This window comes from Salinigranum sp. (assembly GCF_041641895.1).
In the GTDB taxonomy this organism is placed as follows: Archaea; Halobacteriota; Halobacteria; order Halobacteriales; family Haloferacaceae; genus Salinigranum.
Genome location: NZ_JBEPXO010000028.1, coordinates 1 through 20,265, shown reverse-complemented (window position 1 = coordinate 20,265; position 20,265 = coordinate 1). Strand labels below are relative to the sequence as shown.

Below are 20,265 nucleotides of genomic sequence, written 5' to 3'. Positions count from 1 at the left end.
TCCGGGTCGACCACGCCCGGTGGGCAGTCGACCGCATCGGGGCGGCCCACGCCAGGGGTGACGCGTGAGCGACCCTGTCGACGCGTCCGCTCCCGACACCGCGGACGCAGACGGCAGTGGCGAACGCCTCGTGACCGGCTACAGCGGTCGGCTGTTGCTCGCGGTGTCGCTCGGCTGGGGCGTCATCCAGAGCGGACGGCTCGTCATCTCCCCGCTCCTCCCCGCCATCGCCACCGACCTCGGCCTCTCCAGTACGCGCGCCGGCGTCGCCATCTCGGTCCTCTGGGGGCTCTACGCGCTGTTACAGTACCCCAGCGGGCGGCTCTCGGACCGGCTCTCGCGGAAGACGCTCCTCGTCGGTGGCCTCGGGCTGCTCTGTGTCGGCTTCGGGACGCTCGCCACGGCCCCCGTCTATCCCGCGTTCCTCGTCGGTGCGGCGGTCGTCGGCCTCGGAGCAGGACTGTATCCGACGCCCGCCCGCGGACTGGTCTCGGACCTCTTCGTCGCACGTCGGGGCCAGGCGTTCGGCCTGCACACGGCCTCGGGTGACCTCGGCGGCGTGGCCGCGGCCGGTCTGGCGACGCTCGTCCTCGCGGTTGCGACGTGGCGAGCGGCGTTCCTGCCCGTCGTCGTGGTCGTGGTCGTCGTCGCCGTCGCGCTCCACCGCTGGAACCGCGAACCGTACGTCGTCGACCGGGTCGACCTGGCGGTCACCGACACGGCCGGGCGTCTCCTCGGCGAGCCACGCCTGCGATGGCTGCTGGTCTCGTACTCGCTGTACGCGTTCACGTGGCAGTCGGTGGTTGGGTTCCTCCCCACCTACCTCCAGGCCACGAAGGGGTTCTCGCCGTCGCTCGCCAACACCGGCTTCGCGGCGCTGTTCGTCGTCGGTGCCGTCGCGAAACAGATTGCCGGCACGGTCGGAGACGCCGTCTCCCGGAGTCTGCTCGCGGCGGCCGTCCTCGTGGTCGCCGCCGTGACGCTGGCCGTGCTGGTGGTGGCGACGTCGCCGACGGTCGTCCTCGTCGCCGTCGTGCTGTTCGCCCTCGGGCTGATGGCGTACCCGCCGGTGATGCAGGCGTACCTCATGGACTCGTTCCCCACCGACAGCATGGGCGGTGACCTCGGCGCGATGCGGACCGTCTACATCGGCCTCGGGGCCCTCGGGCCGACAGTCGTGGGCGCGACGGCCGACGCGTACGACTTCACCCTGGCCTTCTCCGGACTCGTCGGCTGCCTCCTCGCGAGTTGCCTGCTCGTCGTCCTCGTCAGGAACCGGTGAGCCTCCCCGCGCGTCGGACCCCAAGACGACCGGGGCGGGAACGAAGAGTTTTCACGCCCGACTCGGGAAAGACTACTAATGACTACGCACGAGTGCGACCTCGTCGTCGTCGGCGCGGGCACCGCCGGGTGCTACGCTGCGGCGACGGCCGCCAACGAGGGTCTCGACGTCATCGTCGTCGACCGCAAGGACGAGGAAGAAGCGGGACACATCGCCTGTGGCGACGCGCTGAAGGGCGCGAACAACTTCCCCGACGCCATCCCGAAGGCACAGCTCGAACCAGCGTTCACCAACACGGGCGTCGACCACGGCCGCTTCGAGATTCCACAGGAGGACACCGTCCTCGAGATTCCCGTACCGGGCGAGTTGGCGGTCATCGACCGCTGGGAGTACGGCCGCCGCATCATCGAGGGTGCGTCGAACGCCGGCGCCGAGTTCCACTACGACACCGTCGTCCAGGACGTCGTCCAGGAGGACGGGACGGTGACCGGCGTCCGCGCGAAGCGGAAGGGGGAGGTCGTCGAGTACGAGGCCGACGTGACGCTCGACGGCGCCGGCTCGCTCTCCATCCTCCAGGACAAGGCCGACCTCTCGGACGCGACGTTCGACACGAACGTCTCGTACTCGCACTTCTCGTCGGCGTACCGCGAAATCGTCGAGGTCGACGAGGAGGTCCCCTGGAAGGACGCACTGGTGTTCAAACCGACCCAGCGTGCCGCGGGCTACCTCTGGTACTTCCCGCGGACGGGGACGGAGATCAACGTCGGTCTCGGCTTCCAGATGAACGAGGAGCCGATGACGCTCGTCGAGGACCTCAGACGTGACCTCCGCGGCCGACCCGAGTTCGAGAACGCCCGGGTGACGGACAAACTCGGCGCGGCGTTGCCCACCCGACGCCCGTACGACTCGGCGACCGCACCGGGGTTCATCGCAGCCGGCGACGCGGCCGGGCACGTCAACCCGACGACGGGTGGCGGCATCGCCGGCGCCGCCTACGCGGGGAAGTACGCCGCCGAGCAGGCGGTGGCGGCGGTGAGCGAGGGGGACGTCTCCGAAGAGATGCTCTGGCGGTACAACGAACGCGTCATGGACCACTTCGGGTCGCGGTACGCCGCGCTCGACGTCTACAACGTCCTCTCGACGGCCGTCGACGTCGACAGCCTCATGGGCCTGCTCGCGTCGCTCCCCGGCGAGAAAATCGCCGAGGCCCTCTACGACGGCTCGACCTCGATGTCGCCGCTCCTCGTCGCCCAGACGCTCAAGGAGAGCTACGGCCACTGGAGACAGATCTGGAACTTCTTCCAGACCAAACGCGTCGCCGACGAGTTGCTGAGCCACTACGAACGCTACCCCTCCCGGCCGGGCGCGCTGGGTGGCTGGCAGACCACCCGCGACGAGATTATGGACCGGGTCTACGAGACGACCGGCGCCGACCCCAAGTACTAGTCTTCGGACCGCTCCGGGTGGTTTATTCGTCGGGCCTGCGGGTGTGTGGACGATGGGTCCAGAGGACGTGCACCCCCGTGTCGCTGCCCTTCCGACGTGGCTCGGCGTCGGCGTGACCGTCTGCTGTTTCCTGTTCTCCATCCGCCTCCTCGGGACGGCCACGGGGGCGCTGGCGCCGACGCTCCGGGCGTTCGTCGAGGCGAACCTCGTGTCGCCCCTGCCCGCACTGGGAACGGGGTGGCTCGTGGCGGCCCTCGTCGGGAACGGCACGGTCGTCGCCGCCGTCTCCCTCTCGCTGCACGCGACGGGGCTCCTCACCCCGCCGCTCCTGTTGCTGGTCGTCGTCGGGTCGCGCCTCGGTGCGACGGGCATCGTGCTCGTCGTCGGTGCGCTCGACGCGCTCCGGGGCCGTGCCGTCACCGCGGGGACGACCGTCTCGGTCGGGACGTCGCTCGAACTCGGACTGCTCGCGACCGGTCTCACCGCCGTCGTCTACCTCCCGACGGCGCTCGGGGGCTACCTCCTGTTGCGGTCGACTCGGGTCGCATCCCTCGGTAGTGTGGTCCCCGTCGTCGGACGTGACGGCCCCGGACACGCCGCGGTTCCGAGCGTCCTCGAACCGGTCGCGGTGGCGGTCACCGAGTTGCTCGGTGCCCCCCTGGCCGCCCTCGGAGCCGTCCTCCTGGTGTTCGTCTCCCTCGACCTGGCGGACCGCGTGCTCGCCGCCGCCGACACCGAGCGAGTCCGGCGGTGGGTGACGACGGGACTCGAGAGCCGCTGGCGTGCTGCACTGCTCGGAGCCGTCGTCACCGCGCTCACGACGAGCGTCGCCTTCTCGCTCGGGATGGTCGTCCCGCTGTACAGCCGTGGCTACCTCGACCGACGCGAGACGGCACCCTACGTCCTCGGCGCGAACGTCGGGACGCTCGCGGACACGCTCGTCGTCGCGGTCCTGCTCGGCGACGGGGGCGGCGTCACGGCCGTGGCACTGGTCGGCCTCGTCGCGAGTGCGGTCACGCTCGTCGTCCTCGTCGTCCTCGACCCCGTGGTCGACGCCGTCTCGGTCGGCCTCGACACCGTCCGCCGGTCGCCGTGGCACACGACCGCGGCGCTCGTCGGCTTCCTCGCCGTCCCGGTGGGGTTCGTCGCCTTCGGGTGAGCGGGTCTGGCGCCGGAGTCAGGGTCGGTCGGCGGCGACCCGTTCGATGGCGCCGGCGAGCGTCTCGATGCCGATTCGAATCGACTCCTCGTCGACGTCGAACCGCGGGGTGTGGTGGCCGGTCGGGTGGTCGGTGCCGATACCGACGTAGGCGGCCTTCCCGCCCCGCTCCTGGACGTGCTGCATGAGGTACGTCGCGTCCTCGCTCCCGCCGAGTGCGTCGGACGGGAGGACCGAATCGACGCCGTCGACCGTCGAGGCGACGGCCCCGACGACGTCGGCGAGTTCGGGGTCGCTCACGGCGGAGGGCGCGCGGGCGACGCTCTCGGTCTCGACGTCGCAGGCGTGCATCTCGCCCGCGGCGCGGACGATGCGCTCCGCGTGCTCGACCATGTACTCCATGAGTTCGGTGGTCTCGCCGCGGACCTCCACCTCCGCCGCGGCCTCCTCGGCCACGATGTTCGACGCGGTGCCGCCCTCGACGACGCCGACGTTCACCCGGGTCGCCCCGTCGGCGTGGCGGGGGATGGCGTGGAGGTTCTGGACCGCCGTGGCGAGTGCGAGGTTCGCGTTCCGCCCCTGTTCGGGCCGCGCACCGGCGTGGGAGGACTCGCCGGTGAACGACACCGAGAGGTGGTTGACCGCCAGAAAGCCGTCGATTCCGGCGACGACTTCGCCCGTCGGGTGGTCGAGGCCGACGTGGACGGCGAGGAGGTAGTCGACGTCGTCGAGGTGGCCGCCCGCGACGACGGGTTCGCCGCCGCCGATGACCTCCTCGGCCGGCTGGAACACCACCTTGAGCGTCCCCTGGAAGTCGCTCTCGAGGATGGCGTCGATGACGCCGATGCCGATGGTCGCGTGGGCGTCGTGCCCGCAGGCGTGCATGTACCCCTCGTGCTCGGAGCGGAACCCCTCCTGCGTGGGCAGGTGGTCGTCGTCCACGGATTCGAGGATCGGGAGGGCGTCGATGTCGACGCGGAGGCCGACGGTGGGGCCCTCGCCGCGTTCGAGGACGGCCAGTGCCCCGGTGTAGCCGCCGGCGAGGCGGTCGACGAGGTCGGTGCGCGCCCCCGTCTCGCGGGCTCGGGCCAGCCACGAGTCGAGCTCGTCGTCGTCGGGGACGGCGTTCCGGCCCTCGCCGAGCACCTCGGGCCCCACGTAGAGGGCGTCGAGCGGGCGCGTCTCGAGTTCGTCGACGATGCGGGCGGTGGTGTAGAACTCCCGCCAGGCGGGCTCCGGATGCCGGTGGAGGTCCCGACGGAGAGTTCGGAGGTCCTCGATGCTCTGCATACCAGCGAGAAGACTCCCGCCTGTCTAAGTCGTTCCGACGTGCAAGCCGAGGAGGGTTCTTGTTGCCTCCCGTCGAGAGGGAGACATGCGCGTAGTACTCACGGACGGCACCGAGTTCGAGTGTGCGAACTTCAAGGCGCTCGACTCGGGCGTGTTGCTCACGAAGGACAAGAAACGCAAGAAGGTCATCGGGTTCGTCCCGATTCACCAGCTCCGGTACGTCGTCCCGGACGACCTCGAACCGGTGGAGACGCCCTCGTCGACCGGTGCCAGGGCCGGTGCCGGGGGCGAGGACACTCCGCGGGGCGCTCCGGCGGACGCCACGGGGGTCGGGACGGGTCCGGCCCGTCCGGACGACAGCCTGACCGTCAGCCCGCCGGCGGCCCCCTCGGAACCAGTCGGGGGAGCCGACGCGGCCGCCGAGGGGGAAACGAACGGGGACGGCAGCGAACTGCGTCGCCTCGGCGGGCTCGGGTCGACCTACGCCGAGCGGTTGCAGGCGGCCGGCTACGGGACCCTCGCGGACCTCGCGGCGGCCGACCCGGTCACCGTCGCCGAGGCCGCGTCCGTCGCTCCGGGCCGGGGGCGACGGTGGGTGGACGCGGCGCGACGAGCGGTCGCTGCCGACGACGCGGCCGGTGACGAGAGCGAGTCGGAGTCGGACGTCGGAGACGGCGACGGCGAGCGCGACGACGCGGGGGAGACGGGCGCCGAGGATAGCGAGAGTGAGGGAGAAGGGGAGGCCGACGACGAGTCGTCGTAACGTTCGAGCCGGCCCCGGGCGTAGCGGGGCCTCCCCGGTGGTCGGGCGAGACGCGTGAACACGGGCCACAGAGGCCGGAATCCGTGCGGTTTTACCCGGCCCTCGTCCCGCCTAGAGGTAGATGAGCGACGAAACTGACGAGACGCGTCTGACGTTCCGGGGTGGCCCCGCGGCGAGTGCCGTCCCGGTGGCGTTCTTCGTCGTCTGGGCGATCGTACAGAGTGGTCTCCTCGGTATCGGCGACACCACCGGCCTCGTCGTGGGGATGCTCCTCGGTCTCATCGCGGGCCTCTTCTTCGTCCGCGGCGACTGGAAGGCGTACGCCGACGTGGTGTTCGACGGGATGACCAAACGAGTCGCGGCGACGGCCATCGTCGCCTGGCTCTGGGCCGGGATGTTCGCCGCCACCATCCAGACGGGGGGCTTCGTCGACGGCCTCGTGTGGGCCGCGTCCGTCGTCGACGTGGGTGCGGCGCTGTTCCCCGCGGTCAGCTTCCTCCTGGCCGCGTTGCTCGCGACTGGCATCGGAACGGGCTACGGCACGGCCATCGCGTTCACCGCGCTCGTCTTCCCGGCGGGCGTCCTCCTCGGGGCGTCGCCGGTGCTGCTCTTCGGTGCCATCCTCTCGGGGGCGGTGTTCGGCGACAACCTCGCTCCCGTCTCCGACACCACCATCGTCTCGGCGGTGACGCAGGACGCTGACATCGGCGGTGTCGTCGCCTCGCGGTTCAAGTACGCCATCGTCGCCGCCGTCCTGGCGTTCGTCGCCTACCTCGTCGCCGGGTCGGCGATGGCCGGGGCCCCGCTGGAGGGTGCGGCAGGTATCACCGAGGCGGCCCGCCCGCTGGGGCTCGTCCACCTGCTCTCCATCGGCGTGGTCATCGGGACGGCCATCAACGGTCGGCACATCGTCGAAGCCGTCTCGTGGGGACTCCTCCTCAGCATCGCCCTCAACGTCGTCCTCGGCCTCGCACCGGCCTCGGCGATGCTGGCGTTCCGCGCACCCGAGTCGGCGGGCGTCGCCCAGTCGCTCGACGCCGTTCCCGTCGTCGGCAGCGTGGTCAGCGTCGTCCCGGCCGCGGAGTCGGGCGTCGGCGGGTCGCTGTACTCCGGCGCGGCGGGCTTCTTCCCGCTCATCGTCCTCGTCCTCCTCATCGTCGCCGGCGCCGAGGTGATGCAGCGCGGCGGCGGCTTCGACGCCGTCCAGTCGTTCCTGCTCGACCGGGTGGCGACCAGCGTTCGGAGGGCGGAGACGACGATGGTGCTCGGCACGGCGACGGTCAACGCTGCCATCACCATCAACACCGCCGCCGAAATCGCCATCGCGCCGTACATCTCCCGTCTCGGGACCAGGTTCAACATCAACGGCTACCGGCGGGCGAACATCCTCGACGCCAACACCTCCGCGCTCGGGTACATCTTCCCGTGGGGTGGGGGCGTCCTCGCGGGCTTCACCGCCATGCAGGGGCTGCCGGCCGAGTACGAGTGGTTCACCGCGTCGATGCTGGTCAACCCCGCCTCGGTCTGGCCGTTCGTCTTCCACGGCTGGTTCCTCGTCGCGGTGTTCCTCCTCGCCGCGTGGACCGGCTACGGCAGGGAGTACGTCAGCGACCGCCGCTCGGGGGAGGTGAGTCGCGTATGAGCTTCCTGGACACGGTACGGGCGGCCGTCACGTTCCGGACCGCGACGCCCGACTTCGAACCGGGCGAGGAGTTCACCGCTTACGTCACGGGGACGAACGAGTCCGGCGTCGTCGTCAGAATCGGCGACTCGAAACTCCACGTCGCCGACGGCGACCACGCGCTCTTGGACCGACAGGTGCGTCTCAGAGTTCGGTCGTTCGACACGACCACGCACGAAGGAGCGGCGGACCTCGTCTCGGTCGTCGACGCGGACTGAGCGGGTCGGCGTCGACTCGGCCGTCCCGGGTCAGGACCGACGGTGACCGGCGGGCTTCCGGTGTTCGACCTCGATTTCGACGTGGAGGCTCTTCGGGAACTCCCGGTGACCGATCTGGCGGGCGATGTGGTCGTTCCCGTGAATCTCCAGCCGCCGGGAGTACACCGAGTAGTCCCACGAGGAGAACCGGTCGCCGGGGGAGAGGTTGCGATACTGCGGCACGGAGAGACGCTCCGGCGGGTCGTTGAACGGGCCGCGACACTCCGCGCCTTTCCGCTCGAGGAACTCCTTTATGTCGGTGACTGTCTCCTCGAGGACGGCTCGGTCGCCGCTCTCGAGCGAGAGCTTCGTGACGAAGGTCATTGTCCCTCTCTTCAGTCCGCCGGGTTGAAAAACACATCTACCCCGTCCGGCCGCCTCGACGGCGCCGCCGGGTCGACGGCCCACGCCCGGGGGCGGCCGTCGGTCCCGACGGAACGGCTGAACTGCGGCGACAGGGCGTCTCCGTCGGCGCTCCCCCGGGTCGGTTCCCCCGCCGCCGTTCATCGAATCCACGTGGCTGGGGAGAGACCCCGACGGAGAGAGACGACTGCGGCTCCGACACCCTCTTAAACGTTGGCATGGTTATCAGAGGTAATGGCAGTGGAAGCGGTTAGCGCTGGAGCGATCCTCTTCCGCGACACCCGTGGCCACAGGGAGTACTTGCTCCTGAAGAGCCGACCGGGGGACTGGGAGTTCCCCAAGGGCGGGGTCGAAGGCGACGAGGAGCTCCAGCAGACGGCAATCAGAGAAGTCAAAGAGGAAGCCGGCGTCGAGGATTTCCGCCTCGTCGACGGTTTCCGCGAGGATTACAGCTACGTGTTCGAGGCGAACGGAACGACCATCCACAAGACGGTCCACCTGTTCATCGCGCGGTCGTTCGAGGCCAGCGCGGAACTCTCCCGCGAACACCGCGACCTGCAGTGGCGCGACTACGAGCAGGCCATCAACACCATCACGCAGGACGGGCCGCGCGAGATATTCAAGCGCGCCCACGAGTACCTCGACGAACTGGCGGAGAAGACCGAGGAGGGACGGACCTACCTGGCGTAGCGCGTGACGAACACGAGCGCGGACGCGGGCCCGAGTTCGGAGTTCACCTTCGAACTCGTCACCTGCCGGTGGGCCGAGCGCGAGTGGCCGCCCGACGGGCCAAGAGCCGACGCCGCGCTCGTCGCCCGGCAGGTCGGCACGCGGAAGCGCCGCTGGGACACGCTCGTCGTCGAGGCCGACGCCGCCGGCCTCCGCGAGCGTGACCGACTGGGTAGCGAGGAACTCGACTCGGACCTCCTGCACGTCGTCCGGCACGCCCCGGCCGAGTGGGCGTGGTACCGCGACGGCCTGCCTCACCCGGGCTACCCCTGGCGATACGTCCGCGAGGCCGTCCACCGCGCGGCCGCCCGCGGCGTCGTCGAGACGCGTCGCCGTGGGAACCGCATCGAACTCCGACGCGTCGCTCCCTACCCCGACTGGGTCTCGCGAATCGTCGCCATCGAGAACAAGCCCGACCTCGACGCGAGCGCCGCACGCGCGCTCGCTGCACAGATACAGTACGACGTCGACTGCGGCCTCCTCGACGAGGTGTGGGTCGCCACGCGAGCCACCGACGACGCGGTCCCCGCAGTGCTCCTCGAGGAGTTCCCCGTCGAGGCGGGCGTCCTCGCCCTCGACCCCGCGTCGGGGACCATGGAGGTGCTGTGGCACCCCTCCCGTCTGTCCTCGTCCGGCGAAGACAGCGCGGACCGCCGGAGAGTCATCGCCGAGCGCGCGTACGGTCGGGGGTGGCGGTCGTACGTCGACACGATGCGACCGGACTGTCGGCACTTCGAACTCACCGAGGTGGGAGGGGCGTTCGTCCCGTACTGTGCGGCGAAGGGACGGTGTCAGACGGGAGCGGAGTGTGCCGGCTCCTGTACCGCCTTCGAACCGGAGCCACCGGGGTGGCGGACGCGGGGGTGGCCCATCGAGGGCGGGCCGGGCAAGGGAGTCAGGCGGGTGCTGGCGCGCCGACGTGACCGCGTCCGAGAACGGGAGCGGGAGCGAGAGTGAGAACGGAGTCGAGCGTGAGTACGCGAGTCGTCAGTCGTCAGTCGCCCGTCGCGCTCTCGTCGCCCGAGGGGCTCTCGACGGCCTCGACGGTTACGGCGTCGGCCGCGACGGCCCGTTTGAACGTGGGGACGGCGCGGTACTCGACGTCGACGACGCCCTTGCGGCGGAGGCTCTGCAGCGCCTGTCGGACCGCGTCGACGTCGGGGTCCAGCGCCGTCGTCTCGCGGAGACGGTGGAGCACGCTCACGACGCTCATCGACCGCTCGTCGGGCCCGGCGACGGCTTCGAACACCTGCGCTTCGAGTTCGGGGACGCGGATGACGGAGGGGACCCCGTCCTCCTCGTCGGCTTCGACGCCCGGGTCGACCCCGACCAGTTCCGCTGCCTCGGCCGTCGCGCGGATGAGGCTGTTGTCGTCGCGGTAGTAGTACTCCTTCAGTTCGTTCTCGAGGTACTGGTGGACCTCGCTCCCGCTGTCGAGGCCCCACCGCTCCTGCAACTCCTTGTTCTTCGTGGGCTGGAGGCGGACGATGTCCGTCAGTCGCTCCGTGGCCTCCTCGGAGAGCGTCATCTGTGGGTTCGTGGGAGGGCGTCGTACATGGAACTTCTGTTTCGTCCGGTCGGCTGCCGGGACGGCGGACGACCACACCCGTCACGCGGGTCGACTCATCTGACCGCGGAGCCAACCGTTATCAGGGATGGCCACGTGGCCCCGGCCATGGCCACGGACACGGACTGGGAGACGGTCTCGCTCGACATCGACGACGACGTCGCGACCCTGACGGTCGACCGCCCGGACAGCCTCAACGCTCTCAACACGGACACGATGGACGCTCTGGAGGAGGCGCTCGCGGCCGCCGAGGACGCGGGCGTCCGCGCACTCGTCCTCACGGGTGCGGGCGACAAGGCGTTCATCGCGGGCGCGGACATCGCGTTCATGCAGTCGCTCTCCACCGAGGAGGCGGAGACGTACGCGAAACAGGGCCACGACATCTGCCGGACGCTCGAACAGTTCCCTGCCCCGACAATCGCCGCCGTCAACGGCTACGCGTTCGGCGGCGGCTGTGAGATGGCGCTCGCCTGTGACCTCCGCGTCGCCTCGGAGCGTGCCGTCCTCGGGCAGACCGAGATCGACCTGGGCATCATCCCCGGGTGGGGCGGCACCCAGCGACTCCCGGCGCTCGTCGGCGACGAGGTGGCTCGTCGGCTCATCTTCTTCGGTGACCGCATCGACGCGGGGGACGCGTACGAGCACGGCCTCGTCGGCGAAGTCGTCGCGCACGACCAGCTAGACGACCACGTCGCGGAGATGGCGGCCGAACTCGCCGAGAAGCCGAAGTTCGCGCTCCAGGCGGCGAAGGAGGCGCTGAACAAACACCACGAGGCACCGCGCGACGCGGCGCTGGACTTCGAGCGGCGCACCTGGTCGGGGCTCTTCGGCACGCACGACCAGCGCGAGGGGATGGAGGCGTTCGTCGAGAAGCGCGACGCCGAGTTCGAGTGAGCGCGAGGGGAGACGGTCAGTCGTCCTGTGGGACCGCCCGTCGGAGCCCCTCCGGGTCCGCGACGGTCTCTTCGACCTGACTGAACGTGACGACGAACGCGACGACGGCGAGGCCGGCCCCGAAGACGAACGGCACCGCGAAACCGAACCGTTCGAGGTAGCCGGAGACGAGCGGGCCGAACGCGACGCCGAGGCCGAACGCCATCGTCAGGACCGAGAGCGTCGTCCCCGACTGGCCCTCGCCCGCGAGGTCACCCGCGAGTGCGAGCGACGGGGCGAACACCATCGCGACGGCCGCCCCCTGGACGAACCGGGCGACGACCATGAGCAGCGAGTCGGTGACGAACCCCTGTGCGAGGACCGACGGGACCAGGAGGAGAAAGCCCGCCAGCAGGAACGGTCGGCGGCCCATCCGGTCGGACGCGCGCCCGACGGGTATCTGGAACACGACGTTCGCGATGACGACGGCGCCGAACTGTACCCCGAAGAGGAGAGTGTCCTGCGAGAGACGGTCGTTGACCTGTCCCTCGAGCGTCGCGAACAGGGCGATGCCGATGGCCATACAGAAGGTTCCGAGTCCGAGCGCGAACACCGGGTCGAGGAGCGAGTCGGTACCGCGGACCGACACCGAGAGGTCGTCGGCCGCCTTCGCGTCTGCCTGCTCGGGGTCCTCGACGAGCAGGACGACGAGGAGGAACGAGACGAACGCCCCGGCGACGGCGACGGCGAACGCGGCCTCGATGCTGACCGTTTCGACGACGACACCGGCGACGATGGGACCGAAGCCGAACCCGACCAGCCGGAGGGTGTTGAAGACGCCGAAGTTGCCTCCCCGGTCCTCCGAGGTGGCGAGTTCGTTCACCAGCGCGACGGTCGACGGGATGGTGAAGCCGGCGGCGATTCCCTGCAGGGCCCGGAGGACGAGCACCAGCCAGTACGACGAGACGACGAGGTAGGCCGCGCTGGCGACGCCGAGGAGCGCGAGGCCGAAGAGGATGTACACGCGTCGTCGGCCGGTCCGGTCGGAGAGTCGTCCGGTGAAGGGCTGGAAGAAGGAGTTCAGGAAGCCGAACAGCGAGAGGACGAGACCGATGAGCAGCGACTCGGTGACGAGAAACGACACCGGACCCAGCGCGAGGCGGACGCCAGCGATACCCGCCAGCGAGACGCGGCCGCTCGCGATGAACAGCGGCAGGACGATGATGAGAAAGGAGTTGCCGAGCGCGTCCGCCATACGGGCGAAGCCGAGTGCGAGCACCCGCCTGTCGGTACCGAGGACCATCTGTCCATAGCGTTCGGCGCCGGCGGAAAGAGCGTTCCGAGTCGGCCCGACCCGCCCGTTCGCGTCGCTGTGAGTATGTGTTCGAGTGACACGACCGGCGTGGTTATATACGATAACGATTAATAGTGTACGTGGAATCCGAACTCAAACTGAACACCCTCCTCGAACAGTTCGAGACCTTCGAGTACCCCCTCGACCGCGAGACGGCGGCCGCGTCGTTCGAGCGGTCGACGCTGTTACTGGCCGACGGAGAGACGAACCTCGGAACACTCATCGAGCAGGCGCGGACGTCGACGTTCACCTCCCCGGAGGACCTGTTCGTCGAACTCCAGACCGTCCTGCCCCTCGAGGCCGTCGGCGAACCCGGACAGTCGGACGGCGACGCCTGAGTCGGTGCCGGGCGACCGTTCACGGGCCGTCGGTACCGAGGCGGAGACTCCTCCCATCCCGTCGGATTAGTCTTCGCTCTCGATAGTCCGTTTTGACCGACAGTCACTGTCTGCCCATACAGCCAAGTCACTGGCGCCGCTCTGTGGGGGCATGAGAGACCCGACCGGTGGCACCGACCTCGAAGAACGGTGTGAGCGGCTGGAGTACCCGGTGATGCGGGCTGACGCCGCGGCGGCGTTCTCGGACGTGACCGTCGCAGTCGGCGCGGAGGAGACCAACCTCGGTGTCGTCATCTCCGAGTCGGACCGCGACTCCTTCGCGAACCCGGAGGAGCTGTACACCCAACTCACGGAGTCGGTGGGAGAGCCGCTGTGACGGGTCGCGACCCGGAGTTCCCGGACCGTCGGTGAGGTGCCGTAGGACCCGTCCGCCGCCCCCCACGAGTCCGCGGGGCTTAAGTGTGGCAACCGTTTGAATCCACTACTATGGAGTTCTGTGACGAGTGCGGTTCGATGATGAAGACGGACGGGGACAAGTGGGTCTGTCCCGAGGGTCACGAGAAACTGCGTGACCGCGCGAAGGAGGCGACGATGAAGACCACACAGGGGCAAGAGCACAGCAGTGCAGTCGACATGTCCGACGTCGACGACGCCGAAATCGGTCCCACGACGCGTGTGAAGTGTCCCAACCCCGACTGCGACAACGACCGGGCCCGCTACGAGATGAAACAGATCCGTTCGGCCGACGAGAGCGAGACGCGCTTCTTCACCTGCACCGAGTGTGGGCAGAAGTGGCGCGAGGACGACCACTGAGATGAGTTCTCCCCCCGCCCCGTCGGTCCCGTCGCTCACGGAGCAGGGGTGGGAACGGACGGACGAACGCGAGGAGGTCCGCTTCGAACTCCCGACGATGCGGGTCCTCGCACACACGCTCGTCTACGAGGACACGTCGCTCCGCGCCCGGGTGGCGGCGGCGACGGGCGTCGACCACACCTGGCGGTTCTTCTTCGCGACGCGGCTCGGGTTCGACCCGCCACTGCCACCCCTGACGGGGAACGCGAGCGTGTACGGCACCGTCCGCTCGGAGGCGCGCGACGCGTTCGTCGACGACCTCCGCGGACGGGGCGTCGACCGCATCGAACGCGGACGGACCGAACGGGCCCGGACCGAGACGAGAGACCGTGTCTCGCTGACGCGCTACCGGGGTCGGTATCGGCTCGAGACGGGGGGAGACCCGGTCGACGTCCCCGTCGCGGGGCTTCTCGGCGTCTGGACGCACGACGGCGACTTCCGACTCGCCGGCGGGTGGTACCCCGACCAGTCGCTGGCTGCCACGCTCGACGGCGCACCCGAGACGGACCCGAACGCCTTCCGCGACGAACTGCTCGACCTCGTCCGGGGGACGCGATGACCGACGCGGACCCGCCGGCTCCGCGGGTCGACGTGCCCGACGGCTGGGTGGCGACCGAGACGACCACCGAACGCGTCTTCTCGGTGAGTAAGGTGACCGTCACGGCGACGACGGTCGTCTACGAGGACGAACGCCTCCGACAGGGTGCGAGTGGGGAGACGGCGTTCCGCCGGTTCGTCTTCGCCAGTCGCCTTCGGCTCCGGCCGTCGGCGAACCCGTCGAAGCCGCTGAACAAGCTCGTCGCGTCGCGGGCGAAGACCGGATTCGCCGACCGCCTGCGAGAGCGCGGGATGGGCGACGTCGAGGAGCGGGAGACGAGACGCTTCCGCGTCAGTGACGGGGAGGCGACGCTGGTGGGCTACGACGCCACCTGCACCGTCGAGGGGACGCGACTCGCTGTCGACGGCTGGGTCGCCGTCTGGCCCCGCGACGACGGCGACTACGTCGTCGCGGGCGGCGCCTACCCCACGCGCGTCCTCGAGGGCGACGGCGACGAGGGGGGAGCGCTCGAACCCGGCCGATTCCGCGACGAACTGTTCTCCATCGTCCGGGACGTCCACTGAGTTCACGCCGCGGCCGCAACGGGCAAGTCCCACCGCGTCGAACGGGCGTCGATGGCAGACGACGCTGGTCTCGGCGGGCTGGACGAACCCGCTCGTGGACCCGACGACCACGCCGAACTCCTCTCGGTGCTCGACTCACACGACCTGGCGCTGACGACCGACCTCGAGGCGCCGCGCGACACCGGGTTCGACTTCGCGGCCGAGGCGACTGCGGCGGGAGCGGCGACCGTCTTCCCCCAGTCCGTCGCGAGCGGCGGCCCGACGCCCGAGGGGGTCATCCTCTGGACGCGAATCGCGCCCGACGTCTTCGACCCCGACGAGTCGCTCGGCGTACAGGTCGCTCACGACGAGGCCTTCGAGGACGTCTGCTACGAGGGCGTCGTGACCGAGACGGCGCGCATTCGGGCGCACGACTACACCGTCAAGGTCGACCTCGACGGGCGGCTCGACCCCGACACGGAGTACTGCTACCGGTTCCGCTACCGCGGGACGGCCTCGAACACCGGCCGGTGTCGGACGCTGCCAGCCCCCGACTCGTCACCGGAGTCGCTCCGCATCGCGCTGCTCGCGTGTCAGAACTACCTCAACGGCTACTACCCGGCGTACCACCACGTCGCCGAGGAGGACGTCGACTTCCTCGTCCACGTCGGCGACTTCGTCTACGAGTCGAGCGCGGGCGACTTCAAGGGGTTCGGGTCGTACGACTACCCCGGCCGGGAGAAGTCGCTCCCGAGCGGGAACGGGCGCGTCTGGAACCTCGACGACTACCGCTACCTCTACCGGCTCTACCGGAGCGACCGCTTCCTGCAGGAGGCGCTGGAGTCACACACCCTCATCGCGGGGTGGGACGACCACGAGATGATCAACGACGTCTATTGGGACCGCGAGACGGACGCGCCGGCCGGTGACCACCCCATGAGCGACGACCCGACGTTCATGACCGAACTCGTCGCCGACGCGATGCACGCCTGGTGGGAGTTCATGCCCGCCCGGGTGGAGTACGACCCCGGCGGCGCCTCCCTCCAGGAGCGGTTCCGGCTCTGGCGTGACTTCCGGTTCGGCGACCTCGTGACGCTCGTCATGACCGACGAGCGACTCTTCCGCGACCCGCCCCGCGAGGCGATTCCCACCGTGGACAACGTCGGTCCGCAGTACGAACCACCGGGACGGACGATGCTCGGTGCGGACCAGCGCGAGTGGCTCGTCGAGACACTCACGACGTCGGAGGCGACGTGGACCGTCTGGGCGGACGAGGTGCTGACCGTCCCGCTCCGAATCGGCTCCGGGCCGCTCTCGCTGTATCCGGTACAGGGCGGGTGGGACGGTTACACCCGCGAGCGGATGCGAATCACCGAACAGGTCGCCGAGGCGGGCGTCGAGAACTTCGTCACGCTCACAGGGGACATGCACAGCTACGTCGCGGCCTACCAGCAGACCTCCTACCCGGGGCGAGTGACGGGGGGAGAGGGCGTCGCACAGGGCGAACGCATCGGGGTCGAGTTCATGACGCCCGCCATCACCTCGCTGAACGTCGCCGAGGCGCTGCACCTCACCCGTGGGTGGCGCAAACGACTCACGGAGCCGCTGCTCTCGTGGCTGGTCCCGCTGATGAACCCCCACATCGAGTTCTTCGACGGCCACAACTGGGGTTACTCGGTCGTCGAGTTCACCCGCGAGGACTGCACCTACGTCGGCTACGCCGTCGACAAGACCGTCGACGACCCGAGCGCGGAGAAGGACGTCGTCGTCGCCTACCGCGTCCCCGAGGGCCGGGTCGAACTCCGAGACGTGACGGACCAGTACGCGTGAGTCGACCGGGAGCGACAGAAGACACTTCTTCGGCCGGCCCGACGGGTCGCCGATGCCCTCCACCCACTCCACGAGACGACGCCGAACGGGCGTCGTCCCCCTCCTCGTGCTCCTCTCCGTGACCGGTTGCCTCGGCAGCTTCGGTGTCCCCGGTGGCCCGGCCGTCTCCGACGAGACTGCACGGGAGCGAGCGCTCACCGCCGAGGAGCGTCACCTGCGGGACCGCCTCGGAAACGCCTCCTGCGTCGACGGCTGGGGGACGAACTCGTACACCGGGGTCGAGGCCGAGGCGAACGTCGTCAACCGGACCTCGGCGGGCGTCTACGTTGACGTGGTCCACCCGTTCTGGTACGGGACCGAGACGGTCGAGGCGGACGGCCGGTCCGAGGCGACGTACCTCGTCACCGCCGAGACCACCCGGCGGCTGGACGGGACGACCATCTCGCCGTGCTAGTGGTGGCTGTCGAGGCGCAGACGTACCCCGACCCGGCGGGGAGAGGCGGTCAGCCGACCGGCGACAGCGTCGCCGCGCCGAACGGGGTGGCGAAGCGGTCGCACCAGATGCCGACGCCGTTCGTCGCGTCGACGTCGACGCCCGCCGACAGCGACTGTGTGAACGTCCCCGTCTTCGTCATCTCGCCGCCGTCAGCTCCACCGTCGACGAGGGTCTTCACGCCGGCCTCGATGGCCTCGGTCGTGTCCGGGTCCGTGGCGGGCGTGAGGTAACAGAACACGTCCGGTCCCGGGGTCTGTTCGTAGTCGCGGAACTGGAGGAACAGGCCGGTGTCGTCCCGAGCGAGTTCGACCGTTCCCGAGCAGCGGTGACCCGCTTTCCCCACGAACTCCCCCCGCTTCAGGACCTCGACTCCCCTCGTCCCGTCCGTCGCGCTCGCCATCGAACGCTCTTCGTCCACCCGGGTCGCTCGTTCGGGGGCGAACAGTTCCCACCCCAGATAGCCGCCGCCTCCGAGCACCACGAGCCCGCCGGCCGCCCCCAGGACCGTTCGTCGTCTCATACCACAGAGACGCCGGACGAGGAGAAAAAGCGCCCTTCCAAATCTCCCCGCAGTCGGGGTCGACTGTGGGGTGCGGGTCGGGCCGGCGGTGGCGGTACGGGCCCGGGCGGCATCGAACCGTCACGCTCGTCGACAGGCGCCGGCGGCGTGTTTAAGCCAGGGATTCGCGAAGGGAGACGGTGGAGATGAACAGGCTCGCGGGGGACGAAGACCCGATTCGCGTCCTCCACGTCGACGACGACGCGGGGTTCGCCGAGACGGCGGCGGCCTTCGTCGAGGAAGTGAACGGGCGAATCGAGGTCGAAACAGCTACCAGTGCCGACGAGGCAGTGGCACGGCTCGCCACCGCACCGGTCGACTGCGTGGTCTCCGACTACGACATGCCGGGTGGCACCGGCCTCGACCTCCTCGCGGCCGTCCGCGAGTCGTATCCGGACCTCCCGTTCGTCCTGTTCACGGGGAAGGGGAGCGAGGAGGTGGCGAGCGAGGCCATCTCGGCCGGCGTCACCGACTACCTCCAGAAGAGCTTCGGGACGGACCAGTACGACCTCCTGGCTCACCGCATCACCAACGCGGTGACGGCCGCCCGCGCCTCGGCCCGCGCCGAGCACCGCCGCCATCGACTGGAACAGATTCTCAAGACCGTCCCCGGGTGCGTCACCCAGTTAGACGTCGACGGCCGGTTCACCTACGCGAACCGGCGCGCCAGGGAGGTGCTCGGCCTGGAGCGGTCGGCGGTGACAGCGCGGACGTACGACGACCCACGCTGGCACATCAGGGACTGCGCCGGTGACCCCATCCCGGACGAGGAACTGCCGTTCAGGCGGATACTCGACTCCGGCCAGCCCGTGTCCGGGTTCCAGCACACTATCGAGTGGCCCGACGGCACGCGGAAGGTACTCGTGGTGAACGGGGCACCTCTGTTCGACGACCGCGGGACAGTCGAGAGCGTCGTGTTCTCGCTGACGGACGTCACCGACCGATGCGAGCGGGAACGGACGCTCACCGAGACCAGGCGCAACCTCCAGTTGGTGCTGGAAGCGACCGGCACCGGCGTCTGGGAGTGGGACCTCGAGACGGACGCGGTACGGTGGACCGAGACCCTCGAACGGGTCATGGGACTGACACCGGGGTCGTTCGGAGGGACGTTCGAGGCGTTCACCGATCTGATCCTCCCAGTCGACCTCCCGGCGGTCCGGTCAGAACTCGAACGTGCCGTCGAGACGGACGGCACGTACGAGGCGGAGTTCCGGATGCGTCACGCGGACGGCGACGTCCGCTGGGTGGCCGCGCGGGGGAAACTCGTCGATGACGACGGCGAGAGCGTGCGGATGGTCGGCGTCCACCAGGACGTCACCCACCGGCGACGGCTCCAGTCCGAACTGGCCGCCGCGCTCGAGCGCTACCGGCACCTCGTCGAGAACATCCCGCAGGATGGGGTGTTCCTCTACGACGAGGACCTGACGTGCGTCCTCGCGGGCGGGTCGGGGCTGGACGACGTCGGCCTCGACCCTGCCGACGTCGTCGGAGCGTCGCCGAGCGAGCGGTTCCCGGAGCCCATCGCGGCGGAAATCGAGGCGGCCCTCGGCGACGCGTGCGAGGGTCGGACGAGCGAGTTCGAGCAGTCGTACCGGGACCGGGAGTACCGGGTCTGGACCCTCCCGGTCGAGGGGCCCGACGGCTCGGTCGACCGGGTGATGGCCGTCTCGCGAGAGATTACCGACCAGAAGCGACGCGAACGGGAGCTTCGGGAGCAGAAGGCGCGGCTGGCGGAGTTCGCCGGGGTGGTGTCACACGACCTCCGCACCCCGCTCGGGACGGCCACCGCACGGCTGGCGCTCGCCCGTGAGGAACTCGACAGCGACCACCTGGTAGCGCTCGACACGGTGCTCACACGGATGGAGCGAATCGTCGAGGACGTGCTCTCGCTCGCCCGTGCAGGGCGTGCCCTCGGTAGGGTCGAGCGCGTCGACCTCCGCCACACGGTCGAGGCCGCCTGGGAACTCACCGCCGACGGGTGCGAGGACGCGGAACTGGTGGTGACGGACGAGGGACCGGAGAGCGTCGGGACGGTCCGGGCCGACCCGAGCCGACTGCGTCACCTGCTCGAGAACGTGCTCCGGAACGCCATCGACCACGGCGGCGAGGACGTCACCGTCACGGTCCACCTCCGCGAGGACGGCTTCGTCGTCGACGACGACGGCCCCGGCGTCCCGCACGACGAGCGTGCGGAGGCGTTCACGGCCGGCTACTCGACGGCGGGAGGAGCCGGGTTCGGCCTCCACATCGTCCAGCAGGTGGCGGCGGCTCACGGCTGGGACGTGTCGCTCTGCGACAGTCCGAGCGGGGGGACGCGGGTGAGAG

22 protein-coding genes are annotated in these 20,265 nt (G+C 69.8%); 17 read left to right on the top strand and 5 right to left on the bottom strand.

Features of this window, described 5'->3' with window-relative positions; genetic code table 11:
* Positions 1 to 64 precede the first annotated feature (64 nt).
* From ACESK5_RS07990 to ACESK5_RS07980, 3 genes are all read left to right on the top strand, one after another.
* Positions 65 to 1,282, top strand: a complete 1,218-nt coding sequence (locus tag ACESK5_RS07990; RefSeq protein WP_372911030.1) for an MFS transporter — start codon at positions 65 to 67, stop codon at positions 1,280 to 1,282.
* Positions 1,283 to 1,360: 78 nt separating this feature from the next.
* Positions 1,361 to 2,728 carry a geranylgeranyl reductase family protein gene (locus tag ACESK5_RS07985; RefSeq protein ID WP_372911028.1) on the top strand — a complete coding sequence of 456 codons (1,368 nt, stop codon included), beginning with the start codon at positions 1,361 to 1,363 and terminating at the stop codon, positions 2,726 to 2,728.
* A gap of 52 nt (positions 2,729 to 2,780) precedes the next feature.
* Positions 2,781 to 3,887, top strand: a complete 1,107-nt coding sequence (locus tag ACESK5_RS07980; protein WP_372911026.1) for a sodium:phosphate symporter — start codon at positions 2,781 to 2,783, stop codon at positions 3,885 to 3,887.
* An 18-nt stretch (positions 3,888 to 3,905) separates the two neighbouring features.
* On the opposite strand, the gene ACESK5_RS07975 is transcribed toward ACESK5_RS07980, so the two are convergent.
* Entirely contained in the window at positions 3,906 to 5,177 is a 1,272-nt protein-coding gene (locus tag ACESK5_RS07975) for an amidohydrolase (RefSeq protein ID WP_372911025.1), read from the bottom strand.
* An 85-nt stretch (positions 5,178 to 5,262) separates the two neighbouring features.
* On the opposite strand from ACESK5_RS07975, the gene ACESK5_RS07970 reads away from it, so the two are divergent.
* The 3 genes from ACESK5_RS07970 to ACESK5_RS07960 all read left to right on the top strand — a co-directional run bounded on the left by ACESK5_RS07970 (position 5,263) and on the right by ACESK5_RS07960 (position 7,839).
* Positions 5,263 to 5,940: a helix-hairpin-helix domain-containing protein gene (locus ACESK5_RS07970; RefSeq protein WP_372911024.1), complete on the top strand. Its 678-nt coding sequence runs from the start codon at positions 5,263 to 5,265 to the stop codon at positions 5,938 to 5,940.
* 121 nt (positions 5,941 to 6,061) lie between these two features.
* A complete protein-coding gene (locus ACESK5_RS07965) occupies positions 6,062 to 7,582 on the top strand; it encodes a Na+/H+ antiporter NhaC family protein (RefSeq protein ID WP_372911023.1) in 1,521 nt (506 codons plus the stop codon).
* Positions 7,579 to 7,839, top strand: a complete 261-nt coding sequence (locus ACESK5_RS07960) for a hypothetical protein (RefSeq protein ID WP_372911022.1) — start codon at positions 7,579 to 7,581, stop codon at positions 7,837 to 7,839. The genes ACESK5_RS07965 and ACESK5_RS07960 overlap by 4 nt, the downstream gene beginning before the upstream one ends.
* A 30-nt stretch (positions 7,840 to 7,869) precedes the next feature.
* Here ACESK5_RS07960 and ACESK5_RS07955 read toward each other — a convergent pair whose 3' ends face one another.
* Positions 7,870 to 8,202: a 30S ribosomal protein S10 gene (locus ACESK5_RS07955; protein ID WP_372911021.1), complete on the bottom strand. Its 333-nt coding sequence runs from the start codon at positions 8,200 to 8,202 to the stop codon at positions 7,870 to 7,872.
* A gap of 273 nt (positions 8,203 to 8,475) precedes the next feature.
* On the opposite strand from ACESK5_RS07955, the gene ACESK5_RS07950 reads away from it, so the two are divergent.
* Entirely contained in the window at positions 8,476 to 8,931 is a 456-nt protein-coding gene (locus ACESK5_RS07950) for a bis(5'-nucleosyl)-tetraphosphatase (RefSeq protein ID WP_136589069.1), read from the top strand.
* Between the two features lie 3 nt (positions 8,932 to 8,934).
* Positions 8,935 to 9,927 (top strand): DUF5787 family protein, encoded by a 993-nt coding sequence (locus ACESK5_RS07945; RefSeq protein WP_372911020.1) that lies wholly within the window; start codon positions 8,935 to 8,937, stop codon positions 9,925 to 9,927.
* A 37-nt stretch (positions 9,928 to 9,964) separates the two neighbouring features.
* Here ACESK5_RS07945 and ACESK5_RS07940 read toward each other — a convergent pair whose 3' ends face one another.
* Positions 9,965 to 10,498: a DUF5797 family protein gene (locus ACESK5_RS07940; protein WP_372911019.1), complete on the bottom strand. Its 534-nt coding sequence runs from the start codon at positions 10,496 to 10,498 to the stop codon at positions 9,965 to 9,967.
* Positions 10,499 to 10,645: 147 nt separating this feature from the next.
* On the opposite strand from ACESK5_RS07940, the gene ACESK5_RS07935 reads away from it, so the two are divergent.
* Positions 10,646 to 11,431, top strand: coding sequence for an enoyl-CoA hydratase/isomerase family protein (locus ACESK5_RS07935; RefSeq protein WP_372911018.1), 786 nt, complete (start codon positions 10,646 to 10,648; stop codon positions 11,429 to 11,431).
* Positions 11,432 to 11,447: 16 nt separating this feature from the next.
* Here the strand turns inward: ACESK5_RS07935 and ACESK5_RS07930 are convergent, their stop codons facing one another.
* Entirely contained in the window at positions 11,448 to 12,713 is a 1,266-nt protein-coding gene (locus ACESK5_RS07930; RefSeq protein WP_372911017.1) for an MFS transporter, read from the bottom strand.
* A 131-nt stretch (positions 12,714 to 12,844) separates the two neighbouring features.
* Here ACESK5_RS07930 and ACESK5_RS07925 point away from each other — a divergent pair, with 131 nt between their 5' ends.
* From ACESK5_RS07925 to ACESK5_RS07895, 7 genes are all read left to right on the top strand, one after another.
* Positions 12,845 to 13,102, top strand: a complete 258-nt coding sequence (locus ACESK5_RS07925; RefSeq protein ID WP_372911016.1) for a hypothetical protein — start codon at positions 12,845 to 12,847, stop codon at positions 13,100 to 13,102.
* Positions 13,103 to 13,253: 151 nt separating this feature from the next.
* Entirely contained in the window at positions 13,254 to 13,478 is a 225-nt protein-coding gene (locus tag ACESK5_RS07920; protein ID WP_372911015.1) for a hypothetical protein, read from the top strand.
* Between the two features lie 110 nt (positions 13,479 to 13,588).
* Complete coding sequence (locus ACESK5_RS07915; RefSeq protein ID WP_372911014.1) at positions 13,589 to 13,915, top strand: RPA12/RPB9/RPC11 RNA polymerase family protein; 327 nt, start codon at positions 13,589 to 13,591, stop codon at positions 13,913 to 13,915.
* 1 nt (position 13,916) lies between these two features.
* Entirely contained in the window at positions 13,917 to 14,513 is a 597-nt protein-coding gene (locus tag ACESK5_RS07910; protein WP_372911013.1) for a hypothetical protein, read from the top strand.
* Complete coding sequence (locus ACESK5_RS07905) at positions 14,510 to 15,076, top strand: DUF6517 family protein (RefSeq protein ID WP_372911012.1); 567 nt, start codon at positions 14,510 to 14,512, stop codon at positions 15,074 to 15,076. Before ACESK5_RS07910 ends, ACESK5_RS07905 begins: the two co-directional genes overlap by 4 nt.
* 51 nt (positions 15,077 to 15,127) lie before the next feature.
* Positions 15,128 to 16,885 (top strand): alkaline phosphatase, encoded by a 1,758-nt coding sequence (locus ACESK5_RS07900; RefSeq protein WP_372911011.1) that lies wholly within the window; start codon positions 15,128 to 15,130, stop codon positions 16,883 to 16,885.
* Positions 16,886 to 16,937: 52 nt separating this feature from the next.
* On the top strand, positions 16,938 to 17,339 hold the full coding sequence (locus ACESK5_RS07895) for a hypothetical protein (RefSeq protein ID WP_372911010.1): 402 nt from the start codon (positions 16,938 to 16,940) through the stop codon (positions 17,337 to 17,339).
* Positions 17,340 to 17,388: 49 nt separating this feature from the next.
* On the opposite strand, the gene ACESK5_RS07890 is transcribed toward ACESK5_RS07895, so the two are convergent.
* Positions 17,389 to 17,901 (bottom strand): DM13 domain-containing protein, encoded by a 513-nt coding sequence (locus tag ACESK5_RS07890; RefSeq protein ID WP_372911009.1) that lies wholly within the window; start codon positions 17,899 to 17,901, stop codon positions 17,389 to 17,391.
* Between the two features lie 185 nt (positions 17,902 to 18,086).
* Between ACESK5_RS07890 and ACESK5_RS07885 the strand changes: the two genes are divergently transcribed.
* A partial coding sequence (locus ACESK5_RS07885) for a PAS domain S-box protein (protein ID WP_372911008.1) occupies positions 18,087 to 20,265 on the top strand: 2,179 nt, incomplete at its 3' end.

Coding starts and splice junctions, on each gene's coding strand:
- ACESK5_RS07915 (WP_372911014.1), top strand. CDS start 13,589: ATGGAGTTCTGTGACGAGTGCGGTTCGATGATGAAGACGGACGGGGAC.
- ACESK5_RS07970 (WP_372911024.1), top strand. CDS start 5,263: ATGCGCGTAGTACTCACGGACGGCACCGAGTTCGAGTGTGCGAACTTC.
- ACESK5_RS07960 (WP_372911022.1), top strand. CDS start 7,579: ATGAGCTTCCTGGACACGGTACGGGCGGCCGTCACGTTCCGGACCGCG.
- ACESK5_RS07900 (WP_372911011.1), top strand. CDS start 15,128: ATGGCAGACGACGCTGGTCTCGGCGGGCTGGACGAACCCGCTCGTGGA.
- ACESK5_RS07920 (WP_372911015.1), top strand. CDS start 13,254: ATGAGAGACCCGACCGGTGGCACCGACCTCGAAGAACGGTGTGAGCGG.
- ACESK5_RS07975 (WP_372911025.1), bottom strand. CDS start 5,177: ATGCAGAGCATCGAGGACCTCCGAACTCTCCGTCGGGACCTCCACCGG.
- ACESK5_RS07905 (WP_372911012.1), top strand. CDS start 14,510: ATGACCGACGCGGACCCGCCGGCTCCGCGGGTCGACGTGCCCGACGGC.
- ACESK5_RS07955 (WP_372911021.1), bottom strand. CDS start 8,202: ATGACCTTCGTCACGAAGCTCTCGCTCGAGAGCGGCGACCGAGCCGTC.
- ACESK5_RS07940 (WP_372911019.1), bottom strand. CDS start 10,498: ATGACGCTCTCCGAGGAGGCCACGGAGCGACTGACGGACATCGTCCGC.
- ACESK5_RS07965 (WP_372911023.1), top strand. CDS start 6,062: ATGAGCGACGAAACTGACGAGACGCGTCTGACGTTCCGGGGTGGCCCC.
- ACESK5_RS07930 (WP_372911017.1), bottom strand. CDS start 12,713: ATGGTCCTCGGTACCGACAGGCGGGTGCTCGCACTCGGCTTCGCCCGT.
- ACESK5_RS07950 (WP_136589069.1), top strand. CDS start 8,476: ATGGCAGTGGAAGCGGTTAGCGCTGGAGCGATCCTCTTCCGCGACACC.
- ACESK5_RS07935 (WP_372911018.1), top strand. CDS start 10,646: ATGGCCACGGACACGGACTGGGAGACGGTCTCGCTCGACATCGACGAC.
- ACESK5_RS07910 (WP_372911013.1), top strand. CDS start 13,917: ATGAGTTCTCCCCCCGCCCCGTCGGTCCCGTCGCTCACGGAGCAGGGG.
- ACESK5_RS07890 (WP_372911009.1), bottom strand. CDS start 17,901: ATGAGACGACGAACGGTCCTGGGGGCGGCCGGCGGGCTCGTGGTGCTC.
- ACESK5_RS07980 (WP_372911026.1), top strand. CDS start 2,781: ATGGGTCCAGAGGACGTGCACCCCCGTGTCGCTGCCCTTCCGACGTGG.
- ACESK5_RS07895 (WP_372911010.1), top strand. CDS start 16,938: ATGCCCTCCACCCACTCCACGAGACGACGCCGAACGGGCGTCGTCCCC.
- ACESK5_RS07985 (WP_372911028.1), top strand. CDS start 1,361: ATGACTACGCACGAGTGCGACCTCGTCGTCGTCGGCGCGGGCACCGCC.